This is a genomic window from Humidisolicoccus flavus (assembly GCF_045689595.1).
GTDB classification, from domain to species: Bacteria; Actinomycetota; Actinomycetes; order Actinomycetales; family Microbacteriaceae; genus Humidisolicoccus; species Humidisolicoccus flavus.
Genome location: NZ_CP142724.1, coordinates 1,556,500 through 1,580,643, shown reverse-complemented (window position 1 = coordinate 1,580,643; position 24,144 = coordinate 1,556,500). Strand labels below are relative to the sequence as shown.

The window sequence follows — 24,144 nt, the reverse complement described above, 5'->3', positions numbered from 1 at the left end:
GATGGCTGCCCCGACTCAGACTCCGCAGAGCACGTACCGCTTGCAGCTCTCGAAGGACTTCACGCTGCACGACGCGGCCGCGGTGCTGCCGCAGCTGCGCCGACTCGGTATCGACTGGGTGTACTTGTCGCCGATTCTGCAGGCAACACGCGGATCGAGCCACGGATACGACGTCGTCGACCACGGTTCGATCGACGAGGAGCGAGGCGGGGCAGACGGGCTGCTCGCATTGTCGACTGAGGCGCGCAGGCTCGGAATGGGAGTCCTGGTCGACATCGTGCCGAATCACGTGGGCGTGCAGTCGCCACGTGAGAACGGCTGGTGGTGGGATGTGCTCCGCCACGGCCAGGATTCGCAGTTCGCGCGCTGCTTCGACATCGATTGGGCTGCAGGTGCGGGCAAGCTCGTGATCCCCGTGCTCGGCGATGACGACGTGCGGGACGATGGCGCCGTTGCAAACCTGAGGCTCGAGAAGGGTGAGCTCTGGTATCACGACAATCGCTACCCGCTCGCGCCTGGAAGTGAGCAGTTCACCGACGCGAATGAGGCGCTCGCCGCGCAGCACTACCGGCTCGCACACTGGAAAGAGGCAGACGCGGGGCTCAACTACCGCCGATTCTTCGCAGTTTCCACGCTCGCCGCGATCCGTGTCGAAGACCCAGTGGTGTTCGAGGCATCGCACGCTGAGATCCGCCGTTGGTTCGCAGAAGGACTCGTCGACGGATTGCGGGTCGATCACCCGGATGGTCTCGCCGACCCGCAGGGATACTTGCGCGACCTCGCGAAACTGACGAACAACGCATATGTCCTGGTCGAGAAGATCCTGGAGCCCGGAGAAGAACTCGCCGAGCAATGGGCCACCGCCGGCACCACAGGCTACGATTCGCTCGGCGCCATCGACCGGGTACTGACCGCGAAGAAGGGCAAGGAGCCGCTCGAAGCGCTTTCGATGAAGCTCCGCGGCGCCGAAGAACCACTCGACTGGGCCGCGATGATCCACGGCACGAAGCGGACGATCGCAGACACGATTCTGCGGAGCGAAGTGCTCCGGATCGACCGCGATCTGCAACAGCAACGGGGTTTCGTCCCAGAGCAGAGCGCCGACGCGATCGCCGAGTTGCTTGCCTGCTTCCCCGTGTATCGCTCGTATTTGCCGCTCGGTCGAGACGACCTGGGCGATGCCGCAAAGCTTGCGAAACAGTGGCGGCCGGATCTGGCGGACGCGATTGAAGACCTCGTCCCGCTGCTGGCGAACCCGAAGCATGCGGCCGCGGTCCGATTCCAGCAGACGAGTGGCATGGTGATGGCGAAGGGTGTTGAAGACACCGCCTTCTATCGTTACGCCCGACTCACAAGTCTCAACGAGGTCGGCGGCGACCCGAGCGAGTTCTCCCTGGACACCGTCGACTTCCACTCCGCGATGGCGCACCGCCAACGTGAATGGCCGAACGCGATGAACGCGCTTTCGACCCACGACACGAAGCGCGGCGAGGACGTCCGTGCTCGAATCACGACGATCTCCGAAGTGCCGGAGACCTGGGAGGGCATGCTCGACCGGCTCATGGTCTTCGCACCGCTCCAGGACCGCGAGTTCTCGAACCTCATGCTGCAGGCTGTTGTCGGCGCGTGGCCCGCGAGCCGCGACCGCCTCCTCGCCTACGCCGAGAAGGCCTCGCGTGAGGCGAGCACGAGCACGCAGTGGACCGCACCGAACGAAGAGTACGAAGCAGCGCTGCACGGCCTGATCGATTCGGTCTTCGACATTCCTGATGCTCGCAAGCTCATTGAAGACTTCGTCGCCTTTGTTGACGAGGGTTGGCGCTCGAACGCGCTCTCCGCGAAGCTCCTCAACCTCACGATCCCGGGTGTTCCTGACGTCTACCAGGGCAGCGAACTCTGGGAGCAGAGCCTCGTGGATCCCGACAACCGTCGCCCGATCGACTTCGCCGAGCTCGCTGCGAAGCTCGAGCGCCTCGAATCCGAGGAGCGCCCGGTGTTCTCAGAGGGTGCGCTCGCGAAGTTGCACATCGTCAACGAGGCACTGCAGTTGCGGCAGCGGAAGCCCGAGTTCTTCTCCCGCTACGACCCGATCCTCGCGCGTGGAGAGCAAGGGACGCACGTTGTCGCCTTCGATCGCGGCGGCGCGGTCACGGTTGTCACTCGCGAGCCGATTTCGCTCGCCCGCGAGGGTGGCTGGGGCGACACGAGCATTTCGCTCCCGGAGGGCCACTGGCGTTGCGTGCTCTCGGGCTCCGCGTATGAAAGCGGCAGCGTGCCGATGACCGAATTGCTGCGACTGTTCCCGGTCGCACTGCTCGAACGAGTTGAGGAACGCTGATGGCTGCTCCCGCGATTGCCGCGAACCGTTTCCCCGTGTGGGCGCCTGAGGCGCAGCGTGTGAGCGTTCACCTTGCACCGCTCGGTGCCGCAGGGGAGGGCGCCCGAGTGCTCCCGCTCGCGGCGATCGGAGAGGGCTGGTGGGCGCTCCCGGAATCGGAATCCGAACAGGTCTCGCTCGAGACGGAGTACGGCTTCCTGCTCGACGATGCGACGACGCCGCTGCCCGACCCCCGCTCGCTTCGGCAGCGCAAGGGCGTGCACGGATTAACGAGCCTGTTCGATCCTTCCGCCTTTGCCTGGACCGATCAGTCCTGGACGGGTCGGCAACTTTCTGGCGGCGTGATCTACGAACTGCATCTCGGCACGTTCACTCCAGAGGGCACGCTCGCCGCAGCGACTGAGCGACTCGCGTATCTGGCAGAACTCGGGGTGACCCACGTCGAACTCATGCCTGTCAACGCGTTCAACGGCGAATGGAACTGGGGCTACGACGGCGTGCTCTGGCATGCGGTGCACGAAGGATACGGCGGACCAGAGGCGTACCAGCAGTTCGTCGACGCAGCCCATGCCCATGGCCTCGCCGTGATCCAGGACGTCGTGTTCAACCACCTCGGCCCGTCCGGAAACTACCTACCGAATTTCGGACCGTACCTTTCCGAGCACTCGAACACCTGGGGTGCGAACATCAATCTTGACGGTCCGGGCTCCGAGGAGGTGCGCGCGTTCATCATCGATGCCGCCCTGATGTTCCTCGGTGATTACCACGTCGACGGTTTGCGCCTCGACGCGGTGCACGCTCTCATCGACCACTCGGATCTGCACATTCTCGAAGAGCTCACGATCGAGACCGAGCGATTGAGCGCGCATCTCGGGCGCCCGCTCACGCTCATCGCAGAATCAGATCTCAATGATCCGAAGCTCATCACGCCGCGCGAGGCTTCCGGCTACGGCCTGCACGCGCAGTGGAGCGACGACTTCCACCACGCTGTCCACGTCGCGCTCACCGGCGAGACCACGGGGTACTACGCCGATTTCGAACCGCTCTCGGCGCTCGGCAAAGTCCTCGAACGTGGCTTCTTCCATGACGGCACGTACTCCTCGTTCCGCGAACGGGACCACGGTGCGCCAATCGATCTGGAGACCAGCCCGACCTGGCGGCTCGTCGTCGCGAATCAGAACCACGATCAGATCGGGAACCGAGCTGTCGGAGACCGTCTGAGCGCCTCGCTTTCGACCGAGCAGTTGCAGCTCGCCGCGCTCCTGACGCTCCTCGGCCCGTTCACCCCGATGCTTTTCCAGGGAGAAGAGTGGGGCGCATCGACGCCGTTCCAGTTCTTCACCTCACACCCTGAGCCCGAGCTCGCCGAAGCGACCGCCAAGGGTCGCATCGCGGAGTTCGCCCGAATGGGTTGGGATGAGAGCGCCGTGCCCGATCCACAGGACCCGGCCACGTTCCAGCGTTCGAAGCTCGACTGGAACGAGCGCAGCGAAGGCGATCACGCGGTGCTCTTGCGAACGTACCAATCGCTCGCTGCCCTTCGTGCCGCCTGTCCCGAGTTCACCGACCCGAGCTACTCGGCGAACCTCGTCACCGTCGATGAAGAGGCCCGGACCCTCGAACTCCGTCGAGGGCGAGTCCGTCTGCTCGTGAACTTCGGTGGGAGCGAATGGGCCGTGCCTGCGCTCGAAATCGACGCCTCCGAGCAGGTCGAGTTCGAAACGGTGAGCGGACTGCGTGGCACTGCCGAGCCGTATGGTGCGCTGCTTCCCGCGGGCGCAGGGGTCGTGCTTTCGCACGAGTGATCCTCGCGGGGGCGATTCTCTGCATGCAGAATTCTCGATCGAGTTTTCCGCAGCCGAGAGAAAGCTTGCCCGCCGTTGTTCGTTTCGCCCTACAGTGAGCGAATGCGTCAGTACTCGCGTTCCTTTGCGCCCGAAGCCATCGCCTATTCGGTGCCGTTTCGCGCGAAATTCCTCGAAGACGGCACGACCGCGCTCATCGAGAACGTGAGCGAGGAACGCCTCAATTGGGTTCGGGTCGACCTCATCGGCGTCGGCATGATGACCCCGGTGAGCCCGGGTTCAATGGAGCCGGGCGACCAAATCCAGGTCCGGGTTCGCGGTGCGAACTGGGAGAACACGACACGAATTCAACTGAGCTGGCTGCGCGCCGACGATTCCGGCCCATTCGTTTGGCAGTGCGTGCAGTGAAGTTTCAGTTGCGCAGACTTATGCTGCACACATGACGAATCCTGGTGACCAATCCGCAACTGATCAACGCTCGACGGAAATCCGCTTGCCGGCGGTGGCGATCTTGCTTCTCGGCGTCGGCATCGCCGCTCTGTTTATCGGCAGTTTCCTGCTGCTCGGTACGAGGTCGCAGTCGTTCTCTCCCGAGTTGTTGCAGACGCGAATTGCTTCGCTCCTGCTGCTCGTCGGAGGCGTGAGCCTGCTCGCGGCACTGATTCTCGACGGTGTTCGCGGCATCGCCCAGCGTCAGCTCGACATCCTCCTGCGCGCACAGAGCACTCAGGGATCCTCCGCCGACCCGACAGAGGAAACGCGCCCGTAGCCTCAGCCGTTCGCGCCTGCGAGCGCAGCGTCGACGATCGCTTTCGCTTCCTCCTGCACCTGGCGCAAGTGCGCTTCGCCCTTGAACGATTCCGCGTAGATCTTGTACACGTCTTCCGTGCCGGAGGGTCGCGCGGCAAACCAGGCGTGCTCGGTCACGACCTTCAGGCCGCCAATCGCTGCACCGTTTCCCGGAGCGGTGGTGAGCTTCGCCGTGATCGGGTCGCCCGCGAGCGTGGTCGCCTCGATTGCGTCGCCGTCCAACTTCCCGAGTGCTGCCTTCTGCGCCTTCGTGGCGGCGGCGTCGACGCGCTCGTAGACGGGAGCTCCGAACTGTGCGGTCAGCTCTGCGTAGAGCGCGCTCGGGCTCTTTCCTGTGACCGCGAGGATCTCGCTCGCCAGCAGGCAGAGCAGGAGGCCGTCCTTGTCGGTGCTCCAGACCGTGCCGTCCTTCTGCAGGAATGAGGCGCCGGCGCTTTCTTCGCCGCCGAATCCGACGCTTCCGTCAACGAGCCCGGGGACGAACCATTTGAATCCGACTGGAACTTCCCAGAGCGTGCGGCCCAGGTGCTCGGCGACCCGGTCGACCATGGAACTCGACACGAGGGTCTTGCCGATTGCGGCATCCGCACGCCAGTTGGTGCGGTGCGTGTACAGATAGTGGATCGCGACTGCCAAGAAGTGGTTGGGGTTCATGAGCCCGCCGTCCGGGGTGACGATCCCGTGGCGGTCGGCGTCGGCGTCGTTGCCCGTCAGGATGTGGAACTCGTCTTTTCGGGCGAGCACGCTCGCCATTGCAGACGGGCTCGAGCAGTCCATCCGGATCTTCTCGTCCCAGTCGAGCGTCATGAACGCCCACTGCGGGTCGACGATGGGGTTCGTGACCGTGAGGTCGATGTCGTAGCGCTCCGCGATCAGCGGGTAATAGTCGACGGCCGCGCCACCGAGCGGGTCCGCACCGATGTGGAGCCCTGCTCCACGAATCGAATCGAAGTCGATCACATTGCCGAGCCCTGCCACGTACGCTTCGCGGAAGTCGAAGAGCCCGACGTTGTCGTCACTGGAGCCGAGCGTTTGCACGCGCTGCACGCATTCGAGGTTGCCTTCGATGAGTTCGTTCGCGCGATTCGCGATCCAGGAGGTCGCGTCTGAGTCCGCGGGCCCGCCATGAGGAGGGTTGTATTTGAACCCGCCGTCACGAGGCGGGTTGTGGCTCGGTGTCACGACGATCCCGTCGGCCGAGTCCTCGTGGTCAGCGGCGTTGTATTCGATGATCGCGCGGGAGACCGCAGGCGTCGGTGTGACGCTGCCGCGGGAATCGACGAAGACTCGAACGCCGTTGGCGACGAGCACTTCCAGCGCGGATCGTTCTGCGGGCAGCGAGAGGGCGTGGGTGTCTCGGCCCATGTAGAGGGGGCCGGTGATGCCCTGCTGTGCCCGGTATTCGACGATCGCCTGGGTGATCGCGAGGATGTGGTCCTCATTGAAGCTCGTGTCGAACGCGGAACCGCGGTGCCCGGACGTGCCGAACGCGACGCGCTGCTCTGCGATCGAGACATCCGGCTTCAGTTCGAAATACGCCGCTTCGAGAGCTGCGACATCAATGAGGTCCTTGGGCTCGGCAACGGAGCCTGCGCGCGAATTCATGCTGTAAGTGTCGCACTTTGTCCCCCTGCGCGGGAATCGTTCTGAGAATAACTACGCTGGTGTCGTGAGTTCAGAGCAAGTTTTCAGCTACCTCGGCCCGGCCGGGACCTTCACCGAGCAGGCGCTCGACATGGTCCCCAGCGCAAGAGGCGCGCGTCGATTCCCGGTCGCGAATGTCGCTGAAGCGCTCCGCACCGTCGTCGCAGGCGAGGCCGACGCGGCAATGATCGCAATTGAGAACAGCGTGGAGGGCGGCGTCACGGCAGCGCAGGATGCGCTCGCACGCACGCCCGGGCTCCGGATCTTGAGCGAGCACCTCGTGCACGTGAACTTCTCGCTCGTTGCGGCTCCAGGCACCTCGCTCGACGACATCTCGTTGATCTCGGCGCACCCGGTCGCATACGCACAGTGCCTCAACTGGCTCGGTGCGCACCTGCCCGCACACAGCCACCTTCCCGCGGGCTCCAACGTCGCTGCAGCACAGACCCTGGCTGAGACCCCCGCGCACGCGGCGCTCTCGTTGCCAGCGGTCGCGGAGGCGGCTGGTCTCGAGATCCTGGCGCGCGACATCGGTGACAACGCGGATGCCGTGACCCGCTTCGTGCTCGTCGGTCGACCCGGCCCGCTGCCCGAACCGACCGGCGCGGACAAGACGAGCGTCATCGTCGATCTGCCGGCTGACCGACCGGGAACACTGCTCGACATGCTCGAACAGTTCGCAACCCGTGGCGTCAACCTGTCGCTGATTCAGTCGCGACCTATTGGTGACAAGCTCGGTCGCTACCGCTTCGTCATCGACTGCGAGGGGCACGCGAGCGAAGAACGGGTCGCGGATGCGCTCCTCGGACTCAAACGTTTCAGCCCGAGGCTCGTGTTCCTGGGCTCCTACGCTCGCGCCGATGAAGAGCGCACGGCCATCGGTACGCGCTACTCCGACGACTCCTTCGTCGAGGCGCGCGACTGGTTGCGTGGCATCGTCAGTGGTGAGCCAGAAGCGCAGTAGGAGCGTTCCCCACCCGGCTTGATTCGGGCTCGGCCTGGTTCGGGCTCGGACTGGTTCAGGCTCTGTGTGATTCAGGCTCTGTGTAATTCGGGCTCGGATTGATCCGGGCGCGGAACAATTCGCGCTAGGCGTGCACGCGCACGAGGAGCGCGTCAGGGTCGACAGTGAGTCGGAACGCGACGATGTCGCCGATGACGTCGCCATCGAGCTGCAGCGGGCGAGGCTCGCTCAAGCGCGCGTCAACGCTCTTGCATTGGAAGTAACCGAGCGTCGGAATCGACTTCGGCGGTTTCATGAGTCCGCGGCGACGGAGCTCGCGGCGGAACAGCAGACTGTTGTCGATCACGTAGCGCAGCACCTGCAGCCAGCCGCGAAGATTCTTCGCATGCAGCATCGCGACGTCGAGCTTGCCGTCGTCGAGGCGGGCGTCCGGGAGCACGCGCATGTTGCCCTGCAGGAGACCGCAGTTGCCGAGCATGAGGGTATTGACCCGGATCCGGCGGTTCGTCGCCCCATCGACCTTGATACTGAGCGACACGCTGTCGAGCCTCGTGAAAGCCTTCTGAATTGCCTGCACGTAGGCGAGCCAGCCGACCTTCTTCTTCAAGTCCTCGTCGGTCTGCTCGATCATCGCGGCGTCGAGACCGAATCCGGCGATGACCGCGAAGCCATGGTTCGAGCGCGAGCCGTCTTCGAGTTCGACCTCGATCTTCGCGAGATCAATCGTGCGGTCTTTTCCGGTGAACGCCGTCTGCACAGCCTGCTTCAACCAGACGAGATCGACACCGAGGTTCCGCGCGAGCAGATTGCCGGTTCCCGCAGGAATGATCGTCAGCGGCACGTTCGTGCGAGCGATCAAACTCGCCGCGATGCGGACCGTTCCGTCGCCGCCGGAGACGAGAATGACGTCGACCTCGGCAGCGAGAGCGTCAAGGATCGCCTGCTTTCCGGAGTCATCTGCTGCGGTCTCGAACCAGAGGGTCTCTTCCCAGTCGGCTGGCGCCGAAGCAGCAACCGCTCGTTCAAGGGCACGCTGATCGGATTTGACTGGATTGAAGACGACGGCTGCTTGCACGGCTCCACCGTAGACTACTTGCGTGATTGACCCACAGATTCTTCGAGAAAACCCTGAGCAAGTTCGCGCAAGTCAGGAGGCCCGAGGAGACTCGGTCGAAGCCGTCGACATCGCAATCGAGGCCGATCGCGCTCGCCGAGCCGCCATTGGCGCCTTCGAAACCCTCCGTGCCGAGCAGAAGCTCGCCTCCGATGAGATCGCGAAGGCACCCAAGGAAGAGAAGGCCGCGAAGGTGCAGGCCGCGAAGTTGCTCGCCCAGGGCGTGAAAGACGCCTCCGCCGCGTCCTCTGAGGCCGAGGCCGAATTCGAGCGCGCAATGGGCGCCGTCGCGAACATCGTGCACCACGACGTGCCCGCCGGTGGCGAAGAGAACTTCACGACCCTCCGCACCCATGGCGACCACTCGGTATTCGACTTCGAGCCGAAGGATCACGTCGAACTGGGTGAGACGCTCTCCATCTTCGACATCGCGCGCGGTGCGAAGGTCTCGGGAAGCCGCTTCTACTACCTCACCGGCGCCGGCATGCGACTCGAGCTCGCGATCATGCTGCTCGGACTCGACGCGGTCAGCGAGCACGGGTTCACGCCGCTCGTCACGCCGACGCTCGTGCGCCCGGAGATCATGCGCGGCACCGGATTCCTCGGTGAGCACGCCGACGAGGTCTACTACCTTCCCGCCGACGACCTCTACCTCACGGGCACGAGCGAAGTCGCGCTCGCAGGACTTCATGCCGATGAGATCATCGACGTCACCGACCCGAAGCGATACGCAGGATGGTCGACCTGCTACCGGCGTGAGGCCGGAAGTCACGGCAAGGACACCCGCGGCATTCTGCGCGTGCACCAGTTCAACAAGCTCGAGATGTTCTCCTACGTCAAGCCAGAAGAGGCAGAAGCCGAGCACGATCGCTTGCGTGCGATTCAGGAGCGTCTCCTGCAGGCCTGCGAACTCGACTACCGCGTCATCGATGTTGCAGCCGGTGACCTCGGATCGAGCGCGGCACGGAAGTTCGACATCGAGGCGTGGGTCCCGAGTCAGCAGCAATACCGTGAGCTCACTTCCACGTCGAACTGCACGACCTTCCAGGCACGTCGTCTCGGAACCCGCTACCGCACGGATTCCGGCAAAACTGCCCCAGTCGCAACGCTCAACGGCACGGCAGCGACCACTCGTTGGCTCGTCGCGATTCTCGAAACGCACCAGCAGTCCGACGGAAGTGTCCGCATTCCCGAGGCGCTGCGCCCCTACATGGGCGGCGTGAGCGTTCTGGAGCCAGTGGCATGAGCGAACGCCCCGAAGTCCGCAGGGCGCTTGCCGAGGACAAACTCTTCATCGCGCTCGACATCGACGGCACGATCCTGCACGAAGACGGTTCTGTGAGCCAAGCGGTCATCGATGCCGTGCGCGCTGTCGAAGCCGAGGGGCACATCGTCATGCTCGCGACCGGTCGAAGCGAGGCGATGACGACTTCGGTCGCCGAACAGTTCGACATCAACCCCGCGTACCTGATCAGCGCGAACGGCGCGATCGTGCTGGAACGTGCCGGCGCCGGCTGGAATCGAGTGCACGTCGACACCTTCAACCCCGAGCAGGTGCTCCGCACGATTGCGAGCGAGCTGCCCGAAGGGCGTTTCATGGTGGAAGACCCAGAGGGGTTCCGCCGCTACACGCGCGGAATGATCGACTGGAACCTCAACGACGCGATCGAAGTACCGTTCGAGCGGCTCTGGGAGGTCCCTGCGACTCGCGTTGTCGTGATGAGCCCGGACCACGAACTCGACGACTTCCTGAAGATCGTGGAGTCCATGGGGCTCAAAAAAGTGTCGTACGCGATCGGCTTCTCCTCGTGGCTCGACATCGCTCCCGAGGGCATCAACAAGGCCACCGGGCTCGCACGAGTCGTCGAATGGTTGGGTGTTCCTCGCGACCGCGTCGTCGTCATGGGCGACGGTCGCAACGACATCGACATGTTCACCTGGGCAATCGACGGTGGAGGCCGAGCGATCGCCATGGGGCAGGCGCCAGAAGAAGTGCGGAGTGCTGCAAACGGGTCGACCGGCACGGTCGACGAAGACGGTGCAGCGCAGTTCTTGCGAAGCCTGCTCGCCGAGTAGCGCCGACGCTGCGAAGCGTTCGAAGCCTCTGCTCGCTACGCGCTGTAGCGGTCGCCGACCGGCGAGGTCGGCATTGAGCAGAACACGATCACGATGATCCCGCCGGCACCTGGAATCAGGGCGAAGAACAACATCGTCGCGCTGTACCCGGCATCGTGCAGCCTTCGCGATGCGAGCGCAAAGTAGGGCAGCAATAGCGCGATCGTGAGCAGCGGGAACACCAGCAGCAGGATGATCACGGGCACGAGGACCCCGATTCGCTCCCCGGACATCTGCGAGCCGAGCAGCCCGGTGATCCCCATGGTGATGAACAGCACGATGAGCAGCCCCCAGAGGAGCACGTTCACGATCGCAACGCCCCACCAGAATTCACTGCGGCTCGCGCGCCCGCTGAACGTGACGTACTTCTTCCAGAATCGGCTCCACGCCTGACCAAGGCTCGCGCCATAGATTGCGAGCTTGTCCGGGTCAACCGATTGCGGTCCCCACTGCTGGCCGTATGTCGAAGCAAATGCCGCCGGAGCACCGTATTGCTGCGGGTATTGCTCGACGTGCCCGTACTGCGGATACGGCTGCTCATACGGCTGCCCGTACGTGCCGGCGCTGCTCGGCCACTGGGCTGGCGGGGGAGTGTTCGGGTCGTAGGTCACAGGATGCACGATAACGGAGCCCCCTGGGCATTCTCCGCGAAGGCTCCGAATCGGTTCATCCTTACGGCGGATTTCAAGTTTCTTGCGCCATGGGTAGACTTTCCGAGTCTGTGTTGTCGCAGGCACCTGGGGGGCTGTCCGAGCGGCCGAAGGAGCTGGTCTTGAAAACCAGTGGGCAGAGATGTCTCGTGGGTTCGAATCCCACGCCCTCCGCGCACGTCATCGGGGCGATCTGCACGATCAGATCGTCACCGATGATTTCCAATCGCAGTCGCGGTTGAGAAGGCATGCATTTGGGGAGTTGCGCGTGAGCAGCACTGAACACGAAACACCGGTAGTCGCGCCGAGGCACGGCAAACTGGCACGTCGTCACCCAGTTCGCTCGTTCATCAAATGGCTCTCCATCGGCCTCTCCTGCGTCCTGGTCGCCACGCTCGCAACGGGTGCGATCACTGCGCTGCAGTTCTCCAGCGACATCGAGACCGTCGATCTCGGCTCCGTTCCCCCTCCTGGCCTTGGCGAATATGAGGGCGGATTCAACGTCCTGCTCGTCGGCTCCGACTCACGAGAGGGTCAGGGCGAACTCTTTGGCGAAGCCGATTATGGTTCTGGCGCGCTCAATGACGTCACGATGCTCGTGCACGTGTCGAGCGATCACAAGAGCGCGACCATCATTTCGCTGCCTCGCGACCTGCTCGTCGACTTTCCGGCATGTCCCGAAACGTCAACCTCAAACGGGGCGCCTCCTGGTCGGGGTGTTCAGTTCAATTCCGCGCTCGGACGTGGCGGTCTCGAATGCGTGGCGACCGTTGTCGAAGACCTCACTGGGCTCGAGGTTCCTTACGCAGCGATGATCACCTTCACGGGTGTCATCAACATGTCGACCGCGGTCGGTGGCGTCGACATCTGCACAACGGGGCCGATCCTCGACCGCTATTCAGGACTCGACATTCCTTCCGCAGGAACCCACTCTCTGGAGGGCGTCCAGGCGCTCGCTTTCTTGCGCTCTCGCCACGGCATCGGCGACGGCAGCGACCTTTCCAGAATCGCCGCGCAGCAGGCCTTCATGTCTTCACTCGCTCGCAAGCTGCAGTCGGAAGCGGTGCTGACCGACGTTGCGCGGCTCTTCCAGATCGCGCAGGTCGCTCGCGACAACATGGTGATGTCCTCGAGCCTCAGTGACATCGGAACCATGGTCTCGATGGCGCAGGTGTTCGCGAACATCCCGCTCGAAACCATGCAGTTCGTGCAGTTCCCGACCCTGCCGGCCGGCCCGCGTGTGATCCCGAACGAGGCCGCAGCGGCCGAGATGTTCGAACTCATTCAGAACAATCAGCCGCTCAACCTCGGTGACAATTCCACGGGAACCGGATCGGAACTGATCGAGACCGAGGCTCCCGTCGACACCGAAGAAACACCGGTCGACCCAGCCGCTCCGGTTGACCCGGTCGACCCCGCAACCCCTGAAGGATCAACGCCAGATGACGGCACGGTCGTCGACCCGACAGAGTCGAGCGACGTGCCAGATCCTTCAGTCGCACCAACCCCGCCACCCATCAATGGAGTGTCCGGGCAAGACGCTAGTCAGGAATCGTGCATCGTGCCGTTCGGCGGTTGATTCGCATCCTGTTATAGTTGTCGCTGGCCGTCTGGCCAACGGAGACGTCGCATAGTCCGGCCGAGTGCACCACCCTGCTAAGGTGGAGTCCCCTTTCGGGGACCGAGGGTTCAAATCCCTCCGTCTCCACTCGATGAGAAGCCCCGAGTCCTGGTTCGCCAGCCCTCGGGGCTTTTTCTTTGGGCTTCACCGGTAAAGCGCGTGCCCACCCGGGCCTTCGCTTAGGCTCACTCCATGATTAACGTCCACTTCGATACGAGATCCGACGCGGGCGGTAGAGACCCCGATCTTTACAGCGCGACCCTGCGTAAATATCACGAGCGTCTGTGGGTCAAGTCGCTCCCGGACGGTAGAGAACTTCGGATCGACCATGATCAGTCGAAGGCATATTTGCCTGTACAAATCGGTGAGCAGCGATTTTTGCTCGCATCCGACACAATCGTGAACTCCAATCGAGGGCGCTTGAAACCGTTGTACGAGCAGATGGGCCTCGAATCCAACGCACACTTCCATCGGGAAGGCATGACCGTTCGAGGAGCGATTGTTTTTCCCGGCAACAAGGTCGACGGACGGCAGACGATCAACCAGCGCCGGGGGATGCATCCTCACATTTGCGACCGCATTGATCTCACCCTTGAGTGCATCCGACGACACTATGACGGCCGCGCCGAGACACCGCTGTCGGAGACGCTCAAGATGTACACCGATTTCTTCAAGCTCTTCGGGAGCTTCACACAGTACGTCGAGTTCTTTCACCTCGAGGATCTCGTCGACGAGTCGAGTCGAATCCGCTTCTTTTTTCCGTTTACGGAGTTTGGTCAAAATGTACTGCCGAGGACCTTTGGCGAATACGAGCGGTATCGCGCCAACATGCTCGAATTCGTGGAGGCGCGTGGCCGACGGATAGAAGCTTGGGACAGAGCGAACCTGTCGGCTGAAGGAGCGTGATTTCTTCGGGCCGCAACGAGGGTTCAAATCCCTCCGTCTCCACTCGACAACAAGCCCCGAGTCCTGGTTCGCCAGTGCTCGGGCTTTTTCGTGCGTTGAGGGTGTGTGTCGTGTGTGTGCGGACGGCCTCGAACAGGAATCGTGCGCTGGCTGCGGAGTCCCTAGCCAAAAGTGACCGCGAGATTGCATCCTTCGTCACGTGTCAAATGCAACCCGCCTCTTGCCCAGCTGAAGTTTCTTTCTATTGGTGAGGGGATGATTTGTTGCCCCCAAGTTGGCTCGCGAACACGCAGTTGTTCATGGTGCTTGCTCTTCCTCTCACTTTTGGTGTTTCGCAACTGAGAGGGCGCCCCTTTGGTGACTGAGGCCGTGTGTCGCAGTGGAGGTGTTCGTGTCGAAAATCGTGGGTATCCGCGGACAGCTGGAAGCGGCACGACATGAAAGATTTGAGTACGACGAGCGAACTCGCGCTTCTCGCTCTGACCCGGGCGCAGCAACGCGACGTGGAGCAGCTCGAACAGCTCTAGCAGGCTCAAGGACTCGTGGTGCAGGGATCGAAGGGGCAGCCGAGGCTGAATCCGGTGGTGGTGGAGTTGCGGCTGCGTCGTGCGCCCCTGGCTAAATCGAGCGGTCTCGGGTGGAGCGTGAGCGGCCAGCAGGGCGACGTCCCGGGTCACGGTTCCCTCGCACGCTCCAACGGTTAGAGCAGGGCGATGTGGCGGTCGTTCGAGGGTCCAACTTAGATCCTGCGCTCGGCCTCCCACGGTAAGGATCGTTCGAGATCGACGAACTTGACAACATCACACCAGCCCGGCCCTATCGGGGCTAAGTGTTAAGCAGGGAGCGCCATCAGCTAAAATGCTGTTGGCGCTCCCTGCTTCCCAGTCGTGTCTGGTGACTAGTGAGGTGACAGGTCACCGGAAGTCGTCAACAGGTATCGTGAACGCGAAGCCTCGTTGACGCAAAGTTCGTGGTCGGCGACGACGCTATTCCTCCTCGCCGCGAGCTCGCGTACAAGAACCTCGTCTTCGATCGCGCAACCGATCATCCACCTGCGCCAGCGAATAACTTCGAGTTCAAAGATTGCCCTTTGAGATGCAGGCAAGGAGAGTATCCACCTTAGTATTCAAAATTGCAACGAGATTGGAATGGAATGCAGCCGGAATAGGCCTCAAATCTAGCCAAGGAGCCCGTTTAAGGGCTTGCCGGCGTCCGTCTCGAGCAATTCCATTTCGATAACTGCTCGCTCGGCCAAAGCGCTCGGCTTGATGCCTCGAGCAACTCCTGATATTAGTTCGTTGATAGCAGCCGCGACTATAGTCGGTGCCACGGAAGCAACATCGCTAAGTGAAACAGAGTTCGTCTTGGCTGAATGCATTACAAAATTTCGATGATAGTAAAGCCTCAAAAGCAGTTCTTCAAGATGATTTCTAACCCGCTTTAAGGTAGCCTTTGGGGTCTGAATGGTCGATATGAATCGATAATAGGCGGCGCGGTCTTCTGGCTGAGAAAAGCCAGGATCATGATCAACAATGTCTTCCCAGAAATCTTTGAACGCTTGGGTATTGGATCCTTTTGTCCTGCAGTCGAGTATCGTTCCTGACTTCTTTAACGTCCGCGCGCGTTGTAACAGGTCCCAGGCTAGCTGGCGCGGGTAGGCGCAGGCCAGTATCGCAGCTAGCCGGGGTGCGACTAAATGTCCCCCTTGCTGGCGACGACCCAAAAGAGCCTCACATGACGCCCACAGAGTGGCGAGCGAGACACCATGGGCAATCTGTAGTTGCGGCGAAAGAAGATGGAGGGTCTCAGTTAAAACCTCTGTTTCGTCGAGATCTTCGAGTGCAAGTATCAATTTCCAATCACGGAGCGCTGGGATCGAAATAAGCTTATTAGGATCAACGGTTGCCCAAAGTTTGTTGGCCCCCGTCTCCAGAACAATTGATGGAGGAAACTGCTTAATTTTTCCCTCAGCCAATGCGAACCTTGTCCAAATGCGTTCTAATCGAAGTTGTAAACGTGCAAGCGCCGCGTGAGGGTCGGTAGCAGCTACACGTATTTCAACGCCTTTTGATGCTTGGAGGATCGAGAGATCAAAATTTTGCTTGTTAGTCGCCGTGTGAAACCGATGCGGCTCTATAAGCAGATCGCGAGTGGCTAATTTCTTCTCTCGATTAGAAAGGCTTGCGAGTTCATTAGACGCTACGACGAAGACATATTCTCGTTCGTTGCCATTCAAGTTGCGCGCGGCTTCTCGAATAAGTTCAGATAAACTTAGCGATTGGCTTCGATTCTCAACCCATCCTTGCAAATGACTTCGACTATAACCCAAACTTCGTAAATGCGTGACTATAGAGCGCGCGCATAGTTCAACGTCTTTTGCTTCGAGAGACTGATCCTCAATATATGAAGCCCAATTTCGCAAATAATTTCTCGCTATACGATCACGCCACTGATGCATTCGAAGAATTGCGTTCTGCGAACTAGGATTATCGTTCGGCTTAATTCCATTGATGTCTTCGAGAACTTTTTTTCGAAGCGTCTCGCTGCCCAGTCCGTGATCGCGCTCACAAGCTCGTCGGGCGCTTGCCTTGAGGTCATTCAAGGCATGCTCGCTATTTAGAACGCCTGACCAAGTATGCTCCGTGACCTCAATGACCTCATCCAGGATTGTAACTAACGCGACTGTCCACAAGGACCGGTGCCACCTACTACCCGGATCAGTCAGCTCGTTCATCCTTTTCACCACGCGTGCCTGAAGGTCCTGTTGCGTAGGAGCTGTCATGGCGCTAGCATATAAGGCAGGGTCTAGACCCTTCGATCATGTGAACGGCTGTCTGCGAGTGTCGCGGGCGGCCGTTTCGATCGTTTGAGCTTGGTCTCCCGCAGCCGCCTTTATCTTCGATGCCACGCCGGTTCCTCGTTCCGAACAAGGCGCAAACATAGCGGGATCGCGTCTCCCGTTTCTTGCATAGCCGCGAGCTCTCCGCCAACTTCTTGCCCGCACTTCTGCAACATTGGTTCGGGTTTGGGTAACTGAATCGCTTTGAGGAAATCCTAGGAACCTCAGCTCTTGGCCAACGGAGAGGGGTTTTCAATCCGCAACCAGGGTTCAAATCCCTCCGTCTCCACTCGACAAGAAGCCCCGAGTTCTGGTTCGCCAGCTCTCGGGGCTTTTTCGTGCGTTCGGGGTGTGCTTCGTGTGTTTCAGGTCGGCCTGGAGCAGCAATGCTGCGCTGACCGCGGACTCCCTAGCCAATCGAAGGTTTTCACTGATTAACTCGAAGGTTGAGACTCTCAACGTGAAGGACATCGATACGTGAATACGAACGCCGACTGGCAACTCCTGCTTTCAAAACTGCGCATCGCGTTCGATGACGCAATGATCGCTCGAGACGAGGGAATCGTGGCCGCCGCACGAGCAGGCGTCCCCACCCAATTCATTGCAGAGTCGGTCGGGCTCTCGATTCGCAAGGTTGCGCGCATCATTCGCACAGAGCCGGTCGAGCAGGCCTGAAGCGCCCTCAGCCAGCTGCACCTCCTGCAGGCAGTGCGAGCGGGGCTTCCAGCACAAACTCGATACGCTAAGTGACGCTGGGCAACTCGAGGATTGAGGTACGGATGTCGTCTCCGCGTGAGCACGTTTCGGCGCCCGTGCTTTCCTCGCTGGGGGAGCACCTGAGTATTCGCGCACGAGTCACCGAGGTGCTTCGTGAAGCGATGGTCGTTGGCGATATGAAACCCGGCGAAGTGTATTCGGCTCCCGCCTTGGCGCAGAATCTCGGAGTCTCGCCGACCCCCGTTCGTGAGGCCATGATCGATCTTGCGCAGGAGGGCCTGGTCGAGGCGATGCGAAACCGCGGATACCTCGTTGTCACGATGAACGACAGTGATCTCGATGAGATCCTCGAGCTTCGCGCCCTCATCGAGGTGCCGACGATCGCGAGGGTTGCCGAGATCGCGACCGCAGAACAGGTTGCCGCCTTACGACCGCTCGCCGATGAGCTCAATCGCACCGCGGAAGCAGGGCTCCTGCGCGAGTTCATTGCGGCCGACAGCAGCTTCCATCTGCAATTGCTCGGCATTGCCGGCAACGAACGCCTCGTGCAAGAAGTTCGTCGGCTTCGAGGGTTCTCTCGACTGTCTGCGCTTCGCCAACTGCACGAGGATGGCCACTTGACGCAGACCGCTGCCGAGCACGAACAGCTCCTCGATCTCATTGCCGCGCACGATGGTCCTGGCGCGGCCGCACTGATGTCAGAGCATTTGGCGCACGTCCGCGGGATCTGGGCCGGGCTCCCAGAGGAATAGCTGCCTCTGGGCCTCAGATCGCTGGAGTATTCGCCGGATTCGCGGAGCACTCGGGTCCAAGCGCTCTGTTTCGAACACGTAAAAGGTCGGGCTTTCGTCTTCCACAGCGGATAAGTACAATTGTACGTTGTACATCGACGTACCCTCGGGCGGCTTGAGTCCTCGTGCAGGTGCGGCACGTGTTGACAACAAGGAGTTCAGCGATGACCAGCAAACAATCGCCCGTTGGTGCAAAGACCACCAACCGGCGCGTGCTCTTCGGAAGCCTCAGCGGGAGTGCAATCGAATGGTTCGATTTCTTCCTCTACGCGACGGCAGCCGCCCTCATCTTCGACAAGCAGTTCTTCCCGACCGACGATCCAGCGGTCTCGCTCATGCTGTCGTACGTCACGCTCTCTTTGACCTTCTTCATCCGCCCCTTCGGCGGCATCATCTTCTCCCACATCGGTGACAAGATCGGCCGGAAGAAGACCCTCGTCATCACCCTTTCGATGATGGGTGGCGCAACCGTCGCGATCGGTTGCCTTCCGAACTACGAGCAGGTCGGGATCCTCGCCCCGATTCTGCTGATCTTCTGCCGCATCATCCAGGGTCTTGCGATCGGTGGCGAATGGGGCGGCGCGCTCCTGCTCGCGTTCGAATACGCACCGAAGCAGCGCCGCGGATTCTTCGGGGCGGTCCCGCAGACTGGCATCACCATCGGCATGCTGCTCTCGACGATCGCATTCGCACTGGTCAGCATGCTGCCGACCGAGTCCTTCGAGTCATGGGGATGGCGCATCCCGTTCATCGCGAGCATCGTGCTCGTCTTCATCGGACTGATCATCCGGAAGGGCCTCTCCGAGACCCCCGCCTTCGCGGAGGCGAAGAAGAGCGGAAACGTCGCCAAACTGCCCATCGCTGAAACGTTCCGCGACCACTGGCGCTCCGTGCTCGTCGCTATCGGCGCGAAGGTCGTCGAGACCGCGCCGTTCTACATCTTCGCGACCTTCGTCGTGAGCTACGCGACTGGAAACCTCGACTTCGAGCGATCGACCGTGCTGAATGCGGTGAGCGCGGGAGCATTCGTGAGTACCTTCGCGATCCTCGTGATGGGCGCCCTGTCCGACAAACTCGGACGACCGAAGGTCTTCATGTTCGGTGCGGTGCTGATCGCGCTGTTCGCCGCTCCGTTCTTCCTGCTGCTCGATATCGGCATGGACTGGGCCGTCTATGCCGCGGTCGTGATCGGGCTCGGAGTGGTCTGGCCGCCTGTGACGGCGACGCTCGGAACGCTCATGTCCGAGATCTTCACCACGCGAGTCCGCTACACGGGCGTCACGCTCGGGTACCAGATCGGTGCGGCGCTCGCCGGTGGAACGGCACCGCTGCTCGCCACCTACCTGCTGACGACCTTCGGCGGCTCCTGGCTGCCGATCGCGCTCTACCTCGTTGGTACGGCGCTGATCTCGATCGTTGCGGTTTCGCTGTCGCCACGGGCGACTCGGAAGGAAAGAGAACTGCTCGCTGCTCGCGGCTTGAAGGACAACACCGATGAGGCGGTTGCCCGTGCGGATGTCAGTGTGCTCGGCGACGACCCAAGGCCACTCGTATGAGCCAGGCCAATGGAGCGAGCGCTGGTCCGAGATTCGTTGCCGCGGAGGAGGTGCGTGCGCGGATCTCTCCAGACCGCGCGCGCGACCTCGTCGAGGCGGCGCTTGCCAATGGCTTCTCGCCCGCCGCCGACCCTGGGCGGATCAACACGGAAGCCGGCGCCGGCCACCTCCTGCTCATGCCCTCGACCATCGGCGAGTGGGTCGGCATCAAGGTCGCTTCGGTTGCCCCGGGGAACCCCGAGCTCGGCCTGCCCCGGATCCAGGCGACGTATCTCCTGCTCGACGCGGCGACGTTGAGCACGAAGGCGATCATCGACGGCGTGAGTCTCACCTCCCTCCGTACCCCTGCCGTCTCGGCGGTTGCGGCGAAGTACCTCAGCGCGGCGAATGCGTCGCGGCTCGTCGTATTCGGTGCAGGGCCGCAAGCAGTTGAGCACGCGATCGCGATGGCTGCGATTCGCGATCTCGAGAGTGTCCGCCTCGTTGGTCGCACTCCAGAGCGGCTGGCGAATGCGGTTGCCGAGTTGCAATCGCGAGGCGTGGCAGCGGAAGTGGGGGAAATCGCAGACGTCGCTCAGGCCGACATCATCGTCTGTGCGACCTCCGCAAAGGATCCACTGTTCGATGGTGCGCTCGTGCCCGACGGCGCCTGCGTGATCGCGATGGGCTCACATGAGCCAGGCCGTCGCGAACTCGATGCGGCGCTCATGGGGCGCTCGCTCGTCGTCGTGGAGGACCAGGAAACGGCACTTCGGGAGTCTGGTGATGTGATCCAGGCGATCGATGAAGGGGCGCTGTCCGTCGATGCCTTGCAGAGCATCGATGCGCTCGTACTGGGAACTGTGACGAGATGTGACGATCGGCCGAACATTTTCAAAGGCTCCGGAATGTCGTGGGAGGACCTCGCTGTCGCGATCGGAGTCGTCTCCGAGGAGTGAATTTCTCAGGAACTTGCATCGTCGCTCGCGCAAATTCGAGGCGAAATTCTCGTGCGAATTCTTCGTGCGTGAATGCAGGTATTTCCAGGAGCAACTGCCCTGGGCGCTGGTATCGCCAGCGCCCCGGGCAGTCGTCTGCTCCCGGAGAAACCCGCGCTCCAGCGACCTCGCGATGACCGCCCAGCGTGCACCGGAAAAAAATACGCATTCGCGACCACGAGAAAACAAGGGGTACATCATCAGTTTCTAGGGGGACGAATTGTCAGTGGTTCGCCCTAGACTGCAGCAATAAAGAAGTAAATACCGATGCCCTTTTAAGGAGCTTGAACGATGCCTTTACAGGATGAGAGAGTTCCGAACGATTTCGGGCGCCGCTTATTCACTCACGAAACCAACGTATTCCTCGCCGCGACGAGCGACGAGCAGCGGCAGTACCTCGTGCTCCGCGCACTCGCGACCGGTGTGTCGCAAGAGGTCGCTGCCAGTGGTTTCGGTGTTCCCATCGAGACAATCCGAGGCTGGATCCGACAAGCCCAATAGGGTCCGGATCCGGCGTTCGGCCGGAGCTGTCGAGACGCGGTGGCCTGCTCGTCGTCAAATCTGCACGGTCTGCAACTTTCCAGAATCCAGCAAGTGTGCCGGGAGAGTTGGTTAGGGTTTGTTCAGGCGATTCGAGTTTCGGCTCGTCACCAAGAAGTTTCAGACCAGAAAAGCCCCGCGTCTCGTCTCGGAATCTCCCCGAAACGTGGGCCAAAAGCCGAGAGGTTCTCATGGGCAACGACGCCACCCATTCGAATGCTGACGGGAACGAGCGCAATGGCGCGCTGCTGACCCCGGACCCGGATCTCCCACCCACCACGATTGACGTCGAGCAGGATGCTGCGCGCGAGCGCAAGTGGACCCCGCTCAAGATCGCAATCTGGGCCGTCATCGCAATCATCGGTGGTATCGCTTGGACGATGCTCGCGATCGTTCGCGGTGAGACGGTCAACGCGATCTGGTTCGTCTTCGCAGCGGTCTCAACGTACCTGATCGGGTATCGCTTCTACTCGAAGTTCATCGAGCGCAAGCTCACTCGCCCCGACGACCGGCGCGCAACGCCGGCAGAGTACAAGGCGAACGGCAAGGACTTCGTCCCGACCGACCGCCGTGTGCTCTACGGGCACCACTTCGCGGCAATCGCTGGCGCTGGCCCGCTCGTCGGACCGGTGCTCGCAGCGCAAATGGGCTACCTGCCTGGCACCATCTGGATCATCATCGGTGTGATTCTCGCCGGAGCGGTCCAGGACTACCTCGTGCTCTTCTTCTCAATGCGCCGCGGTGGCCGTTCACTCGGTCAAATGGCGCGTGACGAACTCGGCCGTATCGGCGGATTCGCGGCACAGCTGGCGACCCTCGTCATCATGATCATCATCGTCGCGATCCTCGCGCTCGTCGTCGTCAACGCCCTCGGTGAAAGCCCATGGGGTGTTTTCAGCGTCGGCCTGACGATCCCGATCGCACTGTTCATGGGCGTCTACCTGCGCTACATCCGCCCCGGCAAGATCACCGAAGTCTCGATCATCGGGTTCGTGCTGTTGATGTTCGCAATCGTCGCAGGTGGCTGGGTTGCAGACACCGAGTGGGGCTACGAGATCTTCCACCTCGACCGCACCGTTCTCGCGATCATGATCATCATCTACGGCTTCGTCGCCGCGGTGCTCCCGGTCTGGCTGCTGCTCGCACCACGTGACTACCTCTCGACCTTCATGAAGATCGGTGTCATCGTGATGCTCGCCGGCGCGATCGTCATCGTCCGACCGGAGATCGAAGTTCCCGCCTTCAGTGAATTCGCTGGCGGATCGACCGGCCCGGTCTTCTCCGGCTCGCTCTTCCCGTTCCTCTTCGTGACGATCGCCTGTGGTGCCCTCAGCGGGTTCCACGCGCTCATCTCCTCGGGCACGACCCCGAAGCTGGTTGAGAAAGAACGCCAGACCCGCTTCATCGGGTACGGCGGCATGCTCATGGAGTCCTTCGTCGCGATCATGGCTCTCGTTGCGGCAATCTCGATCGACCGCGGCATCTACTTCGCCATGAACTCCTCGATGGCGGCCACTGGCGGCACGATCGAGGGCGCGGTGCAGTTCGTGAACTCGCTCGCGCTCACCGGCGTGAACCTCACTCCAGAGCTGCTCGCTCAGACTGCGCAGAACGTCGGTGAAGAGAGCATCGTCTCTCGCACCGGTGGAGCTCCAACGCTCGCGCTCGGTTTGGCGCACATCATGCAACAGCTCATCGGTGGCACGGCGATGATGGGCTTCTGGTACCACTTCGCGATCATGTTCGAGGCGCTCTTCATCCTCACCGCAGTTGACGCTGGAACCCGTGTTGCTCGCTTCATGCTCCAGGATTCACTCGGCAACGTCTTCCCGAAGTTCAAGCAGACCGACTGGCGAGTAGGCGCGTGGCTTGCCACCGCGGTCATGGTCGCCGGGTGGGGCGCGATTCTCATCATGGGTGTGACCGATCCGCTCGGTGGCATCAATACGCTCTTCCCGCTATTCGGTATCGCGAACCAGTTGCTCGCGGCGATCGCGCTCGCAATCTGTCTCGCAATCGTCGCGAAGCGCGGCTACTTCAAGTACATGTGGATCGTGATTCTTCCGCTCGCCTTCACGGCGGTGGTGACGATCACGGCATCGTTCCAGAAGATCTTCTCCTCGGTTCCGGCCGTCGGGTACTGGGCGAACCACTTCAAGTACCTCGACGCGCAGGCTGGCGGCGACGACTCGCTCGGCACGCCGGAAGCCATCGCGGCGGTCATCCGAAACACCGCGGTGCAGGGAACACTCTCGATCCTCTTCGTGGTTCTTGCGATCGTCGTCATCATCGCTGCGATCGTGCAGACGGTGAAGGCGTTCCGCGCCGGCGGCGCAGAATCGACCGAGGACCCAGCGGTCGCTTCGGCGCGCTGGGCTCCGGCGGGCTTCCTCGCCACGAAGGAAGAGAAGGCGCTGCAGGCCGAATGGGATGCACTCCCTGAGGACAAGAAGCCCAAAGAGTTTCAGCACTGAGTCGGCTGATTCCTCATGACTGAACACGTGAACCCCGCAGCCGGAGATGGCGAGCTTGCTCGCTACTCTCCGCTGCGGGTTTTTCGTGCAGTCCGTTGGTATGTGCGCGAGCTCATGGGCGACAACGCGTACGAGGTGTATTGCGCGCACCAGGACCGCAATCACCCGGATGGCCCGCGAATGACTGAGCGCGAGTTCTGGCGGGACCGCACGGATGCTCAGGACAAGAATCCGGGCGCTCGCTGCTGCTGACCCAAATAGTGGAGCTGCTGCTCAAGTTGAC

The 24,144-nt window shown here is 61.7% G+C and carries 20 protein-coding genes and 2 tRNA genes; 18 read left to right on the top strand and 4 right to left on the bottom strand.

The window, feature by feature from the left end; genetic code table 11:
• The first annotated feature begins 1 nt into the window (after position 1).
• The 4 genes from treY (at position 2) to U2H20_RS07515 (ending at position 4,912) form a co-directional block, all read left to right on the top strand.
• On the top strand, positions 2-2,338 hold the full coding sequence (gene treY / locus U2H20_RS07530; RefSeq protein ID WP_430591678.1) for a malto-oligosyltrehalose synthase: 2,337 nt from the start codon (positions 2-4) through the stop codon (positions 2,336-2,338).
• Complete coding sequence (gene treZ, locus U2H20_RS07525) at positions 2,338-4,143, top strand: malto-oligosyltrehalose trehalohydrolase (RefSeq protein WP_430591677.1); 1,806 nt, start codon at positions 2,338-2,340, stop codon at positions 4,141-4,143. The genes treY and treZ overlap by 1 nt, the downstream gene beginning before the upstream one ends.
• A 102-nt stretch (positions 4,144-4,245) precedes the next feature.
• Positions 4,246-4,551: a hypothetical protein gene (locus U2H20_RS07520; protein WP_430591676.1), complete on the top strand. Its 306-nt coding sequence runs from the start codon at positions 4,246-4,248 to the stop codon at positions 4,549-4,551.
• A 31-nt stretch (positions 4,552-4,582) separates the two neighbouring features.
• Entirely contained in the window at positions 4,583-4,912 is a 330-nt protein-coding gene (locus tag U2H20_RS07515; protein WP_430591675.1) for a hypothetical protein, read from the top strand.
• A gap of 2 nt (positions 4,913-4,914) precedes the next feature.
• On the opposite strand, the gene pgm is transcribed toward U2H20_RS07515, so the two are convergent.
• The gene (pgm, locus tag U2H20_RS07510; protein WP_430591674.1) at positions 4,915-6,558 is read right to left on the bottom strand and encodes a phosphoglucomutase (alpha-D-glucose-1,6-bisphosphate-dependent); all 1,644 of its coding nucleotides are present in this window, start codon (positions 6,556-6,558) and stop codon (positions 4,915-4,917) included.
• 64 nt (positions 6,559-6,622) lie between these two features.
• On the opposite strand from pgm, the gene pheA reads away from it, so the two are divergent.
• On the top strand, positions 6,623-7,561 hold the full coding sequence (pheA, locus tag U2H20_RS07505; RefSeq protein ID WP_430591673.1) for a prephenate dehydratase: 939 nt from the start codon (positions 6,623-6,625) through the stop codon (positions 7,559-7,561).
• Positions 7,562-7,685: 124 nt separating this feature from the next.
• Here the strand turns inward: pheA and U2H20_RS07500 are convergent, their stop codons facing one another.
• On the bottom strand, positions 7,686-8,636 hold the full coding sequence (locus U2H20_RS07500) for a diacylglycerol/lipid kinase family protein (protein ID WP_430591672.1): 951 nt from the start codon (positions 8,634-8,636) through the stop codon (positions 7,686-7,688).
• A gap of 22 nt (positions 8,637-8,658) precedes the next feature.
• Here U2H20_RS07500 and serS point away from each other — a divergent pair, with 22 nt between their 5' ends.
• Together serS and U2H20_RS07490 are read left to right on the top strand one after the other, a co-directional pair.
• Positions 8,659-9,921, top strand: coding sequence for a serine--tRNA ligase (serS, locus tag U2H20_RS07495; RefSeq protein ID WP_430591671.1), 1,263 nt, complete (start codon positions 8,659-8,661; stop codon positions 9,919-9,921).
• Positions 9,918-10,751 carry an HAD-IIB family hydrolase gene (locus U2H20_RS07490; protein ID WP_430591670.1) on the top strand — a complete coding sequence of 278 codons (834 nt, stop codon included), beginning with the start codon at positions 9,918-9,920 and terminating at the stop codon, positions 10,749-10,751. The genes serS and U2H20_RS07490 overlap by 4 nt, the downstream gene beginning before the upstream one ends.
• A 35-nt stretch (positions 10,752-10,786) precedes the next feature.
• Here the strand turns inward: U2H20_RS07490 and U2H20_RS07485 are convergent, their stop codons facing one another.
• Entirely contained in the window at positions 10,787-11,401 is a 615-nt protein-coding gene (locus U2H20_RS07485) for a DUF805 domain-containing protein (protein WP_430591669.1), read from the bottom strand.
• Between the two features lie 128 nt (positions 11,402-11,529).
• On the opposite strand from U2H20_RS07485, the gene U2H20_RS07480 reads away from it, so the two are divergent.
• The 4 genes from U2H20_RS07480 to U2H20_RS07465 all read left to right on the top strand — a co-directional run bounded on the left by U2H20_RS07480 (position 11,530) and on the right by U2H20_RS07465 (position 13,967).
• Positions 11,530-11,614, top strand: a tRNA-Ser gene (locus U2H20_RS07480).
• A 94-nt stretch (positions 11,615-11,708) separates the two neighbouring features.
• Positions 11,709-13,019, top strand: coding sequence for an LCP family protein (locus tag U2H20_RS07475; protein ID WP_430591668.1), 1,311 nt, complete (start codon positions 11,709-11,711; stop codon positions 13,017-13,019).
• A gap of 40 nt (positions 13,020-13,059) precedes the next feature.
• A tRNA-Ser gene (locus tag U2H20_RS07470) sits at positions 13,060-13,148 on the top strand.
• Positions 13,149-13,253: 105 nt separating this feature from the next.
• Positions 13,254-13,967, top strand: a complete 714-nt coding sequence (locus U2H20_RS07465; protein ID WP_430591667.1) for a DUF6994 family protein — start codon at positions 13,254-13,256, stop codon at positions 13,965-13,967.
• 1,177 nt (positions 13,968-15,144) lie between these two features.
• Here the strand turns inward: U2H20_RS07465 and U2H20_RS07460 are convergent.
• Complete coding sequence (locus tag U2H20_RS07460; protein WP_430591666.1) at positions 15,145-16,701, bottom strand: hypothetical protein; 1,557 nt, start codon at positions 16,699-16,701, stop codon at positions 15,145-15,147.
• A gap of 582 nt (positions 16,702-17,283) precedes the next feature.
• Between U2H20_RS07460 and U2H20_RS07455 the strand changes: the two genes are divergently transcribed.
• The 7 genes from U2H20_RS07455 (at position 17,284) to U2H20_RS07425 (ending at position 24,113) form a co-directional block, all read left to right on the top strand.
• Complete coding sequence (locus U2H20_RS07455) at positions 17,284-17,481, top strand: hypothetical protein (protein WP_430591665.1); 198 nt, start codon at positions 17,284-17,286, stop codon at positions 17,479-17,481.
• 104 nt (positions 17,482-17,585) lie between these two features.
• Positions 17,586-18,275: a GntR family transcriptional regulator gene (locus U2H20_RS07450; RefSeq protein WP_430591664.1), complete on the top strand. Its 690-nt coding sequence runs from the start codon at positions 17,586-17,588 to the stop codon at positions 18,273-18,275.
• Between the two features lie 203 nt (positions 18,276-18,478).
• On the top strand, positions 18,479-19,870 hold the full coding sequence (locus U2H20_RS07445; RefSeq protein ID WP_430591663.1) for an MFS transporter: 1,392 nt from the start codon (positions 18,479-18,481) through the stop codon (positions 19,868-19,870).
• The gene (locus U2H20_RS07440) at positions 19,867-20,808 is read left to right on the top strand and encodes an ornithine cyclodeaminase family protein (protein ID WP_430591662.1); all 942 of its coding nucleotides are present in this window, start codon (positions 19,867-19,869) and stop codon (positions 20,806-20,808) included. The genes U2H20_RS07445 and U2H20_RS07440 overlap by 4 nt, the downstream gene beginning before the upstream one ends.
• Before the next feature lie 330 nt (positions 20,809-21,138).
• Positions 21,139-21,348, top strand: coding sequence for a hypothetical protein (locus U2H20_RS07435; RefSeq protein ID WP_430591661.1), 210 nt, complete (start codon positions 21,139-21,141; stop codon positions 21,346-21,348).
• 230 nt (positions 21,349-21,578) lie between these two features.
• Positions 21,579-23,861, top strand: coding sequence for a carbon starvation CstA family protein (locus U2H20_RS07430; RefSeq protein WP_430591660.1), 2,283 nt, complete (start codon positions 21,579-21,581; stop codon positions 23,859-23,861).
• A gap of 15 nt (positions 23,862-23,876) precedes the next feature.
• Positions 23,877-24,113 carry a YbdD/YjiX family protein gene (locus U2H20_RS07425; protein ID WP_430591659.1) on the top strand — a complete coding sequence of 79 codons (237 nt, stop codon included), beginning with the start codon at positions 23,877-23,879 and terminating at the stop codon, positions 24,111-24,113.
• Positions 24,114-24,144 lie beyond the last annotated feature (31 nt).

Bases quoted from the DNA above. Each gene is read 5' to 3' on its own strand.
- U2H20_RS07460 (WP_430591666.1), bottom strand. From the start codon at position 16,701: ATGAACGAGCTGACTGATCCGGGTAGTAGGTGGCACCGGTCCTTGTGG.
- U2H20_RS07445 (WP_430591663.1), top strand. From the start codon at position 18,479: ATGACCAGCAAACAATCGCCCGTTGGTGCAAAGACCACCAACCGGCGC.
- U2H20_RS07440 (WP_430591662.1), top strand. From the start codon at position 19,867: ATGAGCCAGGCCAATGGAGCGAGCGCTGGTCCGAGATTCGTTGCCGCG.
- U2H20_RS07520 (WP_430591676.1), top strand. From the start codon at position 4,246: ATGCGTCAGTACTCGCGTTCCTTTGCGCCCGAAGCCATCGCCTATTCG.
- treZ (WP_430591677.1), top strand. From the start codon at position 2,338: ATGGCTGCTCCCGCGATTGCCGCGAACCGTTTCCCCGTGTGGGCGCCT.
- U2H20_RS07450 (WP_430591664.1), top strand. From the start codon at position 17,586: ATGTCGTCTCCGCGTGAGCACGTTTCGGCGCCCGTGCTTTCCTCGCTG.
- U2H20_RS07465 (WP_430591667.1), top strand. From the start codon at position 13,254: ATGATTAACGTCCACTTCGATACGAGATCCGACGCGGGCGGTAGAGAC.
- U2H20_RS07435 (WP_430591661.1), top strand. From the start codon at position 21,139: ATGCCTTTACAGGATGAGAGAGTTCCGAACGATTTCGGGCGCCGCTTA.
- U2H20_RS07515 (WP_430591675.1), top strand. From the start codon at position 4,583: ATGACGAATCCTGGTGACCAATCCGCAACTGATCAACGCTCGACGGAA.
- treY (WP_430591678.1), top strand. From the start codon at position 2: ATGGCTGCCCCGACTCAGACTCCGCAGAGCACGTACCGCTTGCAGCTC.
- U2H20_RS07425 (WP_430591659.1), top strand. From the start codon at position 23,877: ATGACTGAACACGTGAACCCCGCAGCCGGAGATGGCGAGCTTGCTCGC.
- U2H20_RS07490 (WP_430591670.1), top strand. From the start codon at position 9,918: ATGAGCGAACGCCCCGAAGTCCGCAGGGCGCTTGCCGAGGACAAACTC.
- pgm (WP_430591674.1), bottom strand. From the start codon at position 6,558: ATGAATTCGCGCGCAGGCTCCGTTGCCGAGCCCAAGGACCTCATTGAT.
- U2H20_RS07430 (WP_430591660.1), top strand. From the start codon at position 21,579: ATGGGCAACGACGCCACCCATTCGAATGCTGACGGGAACGAGCGCAAT.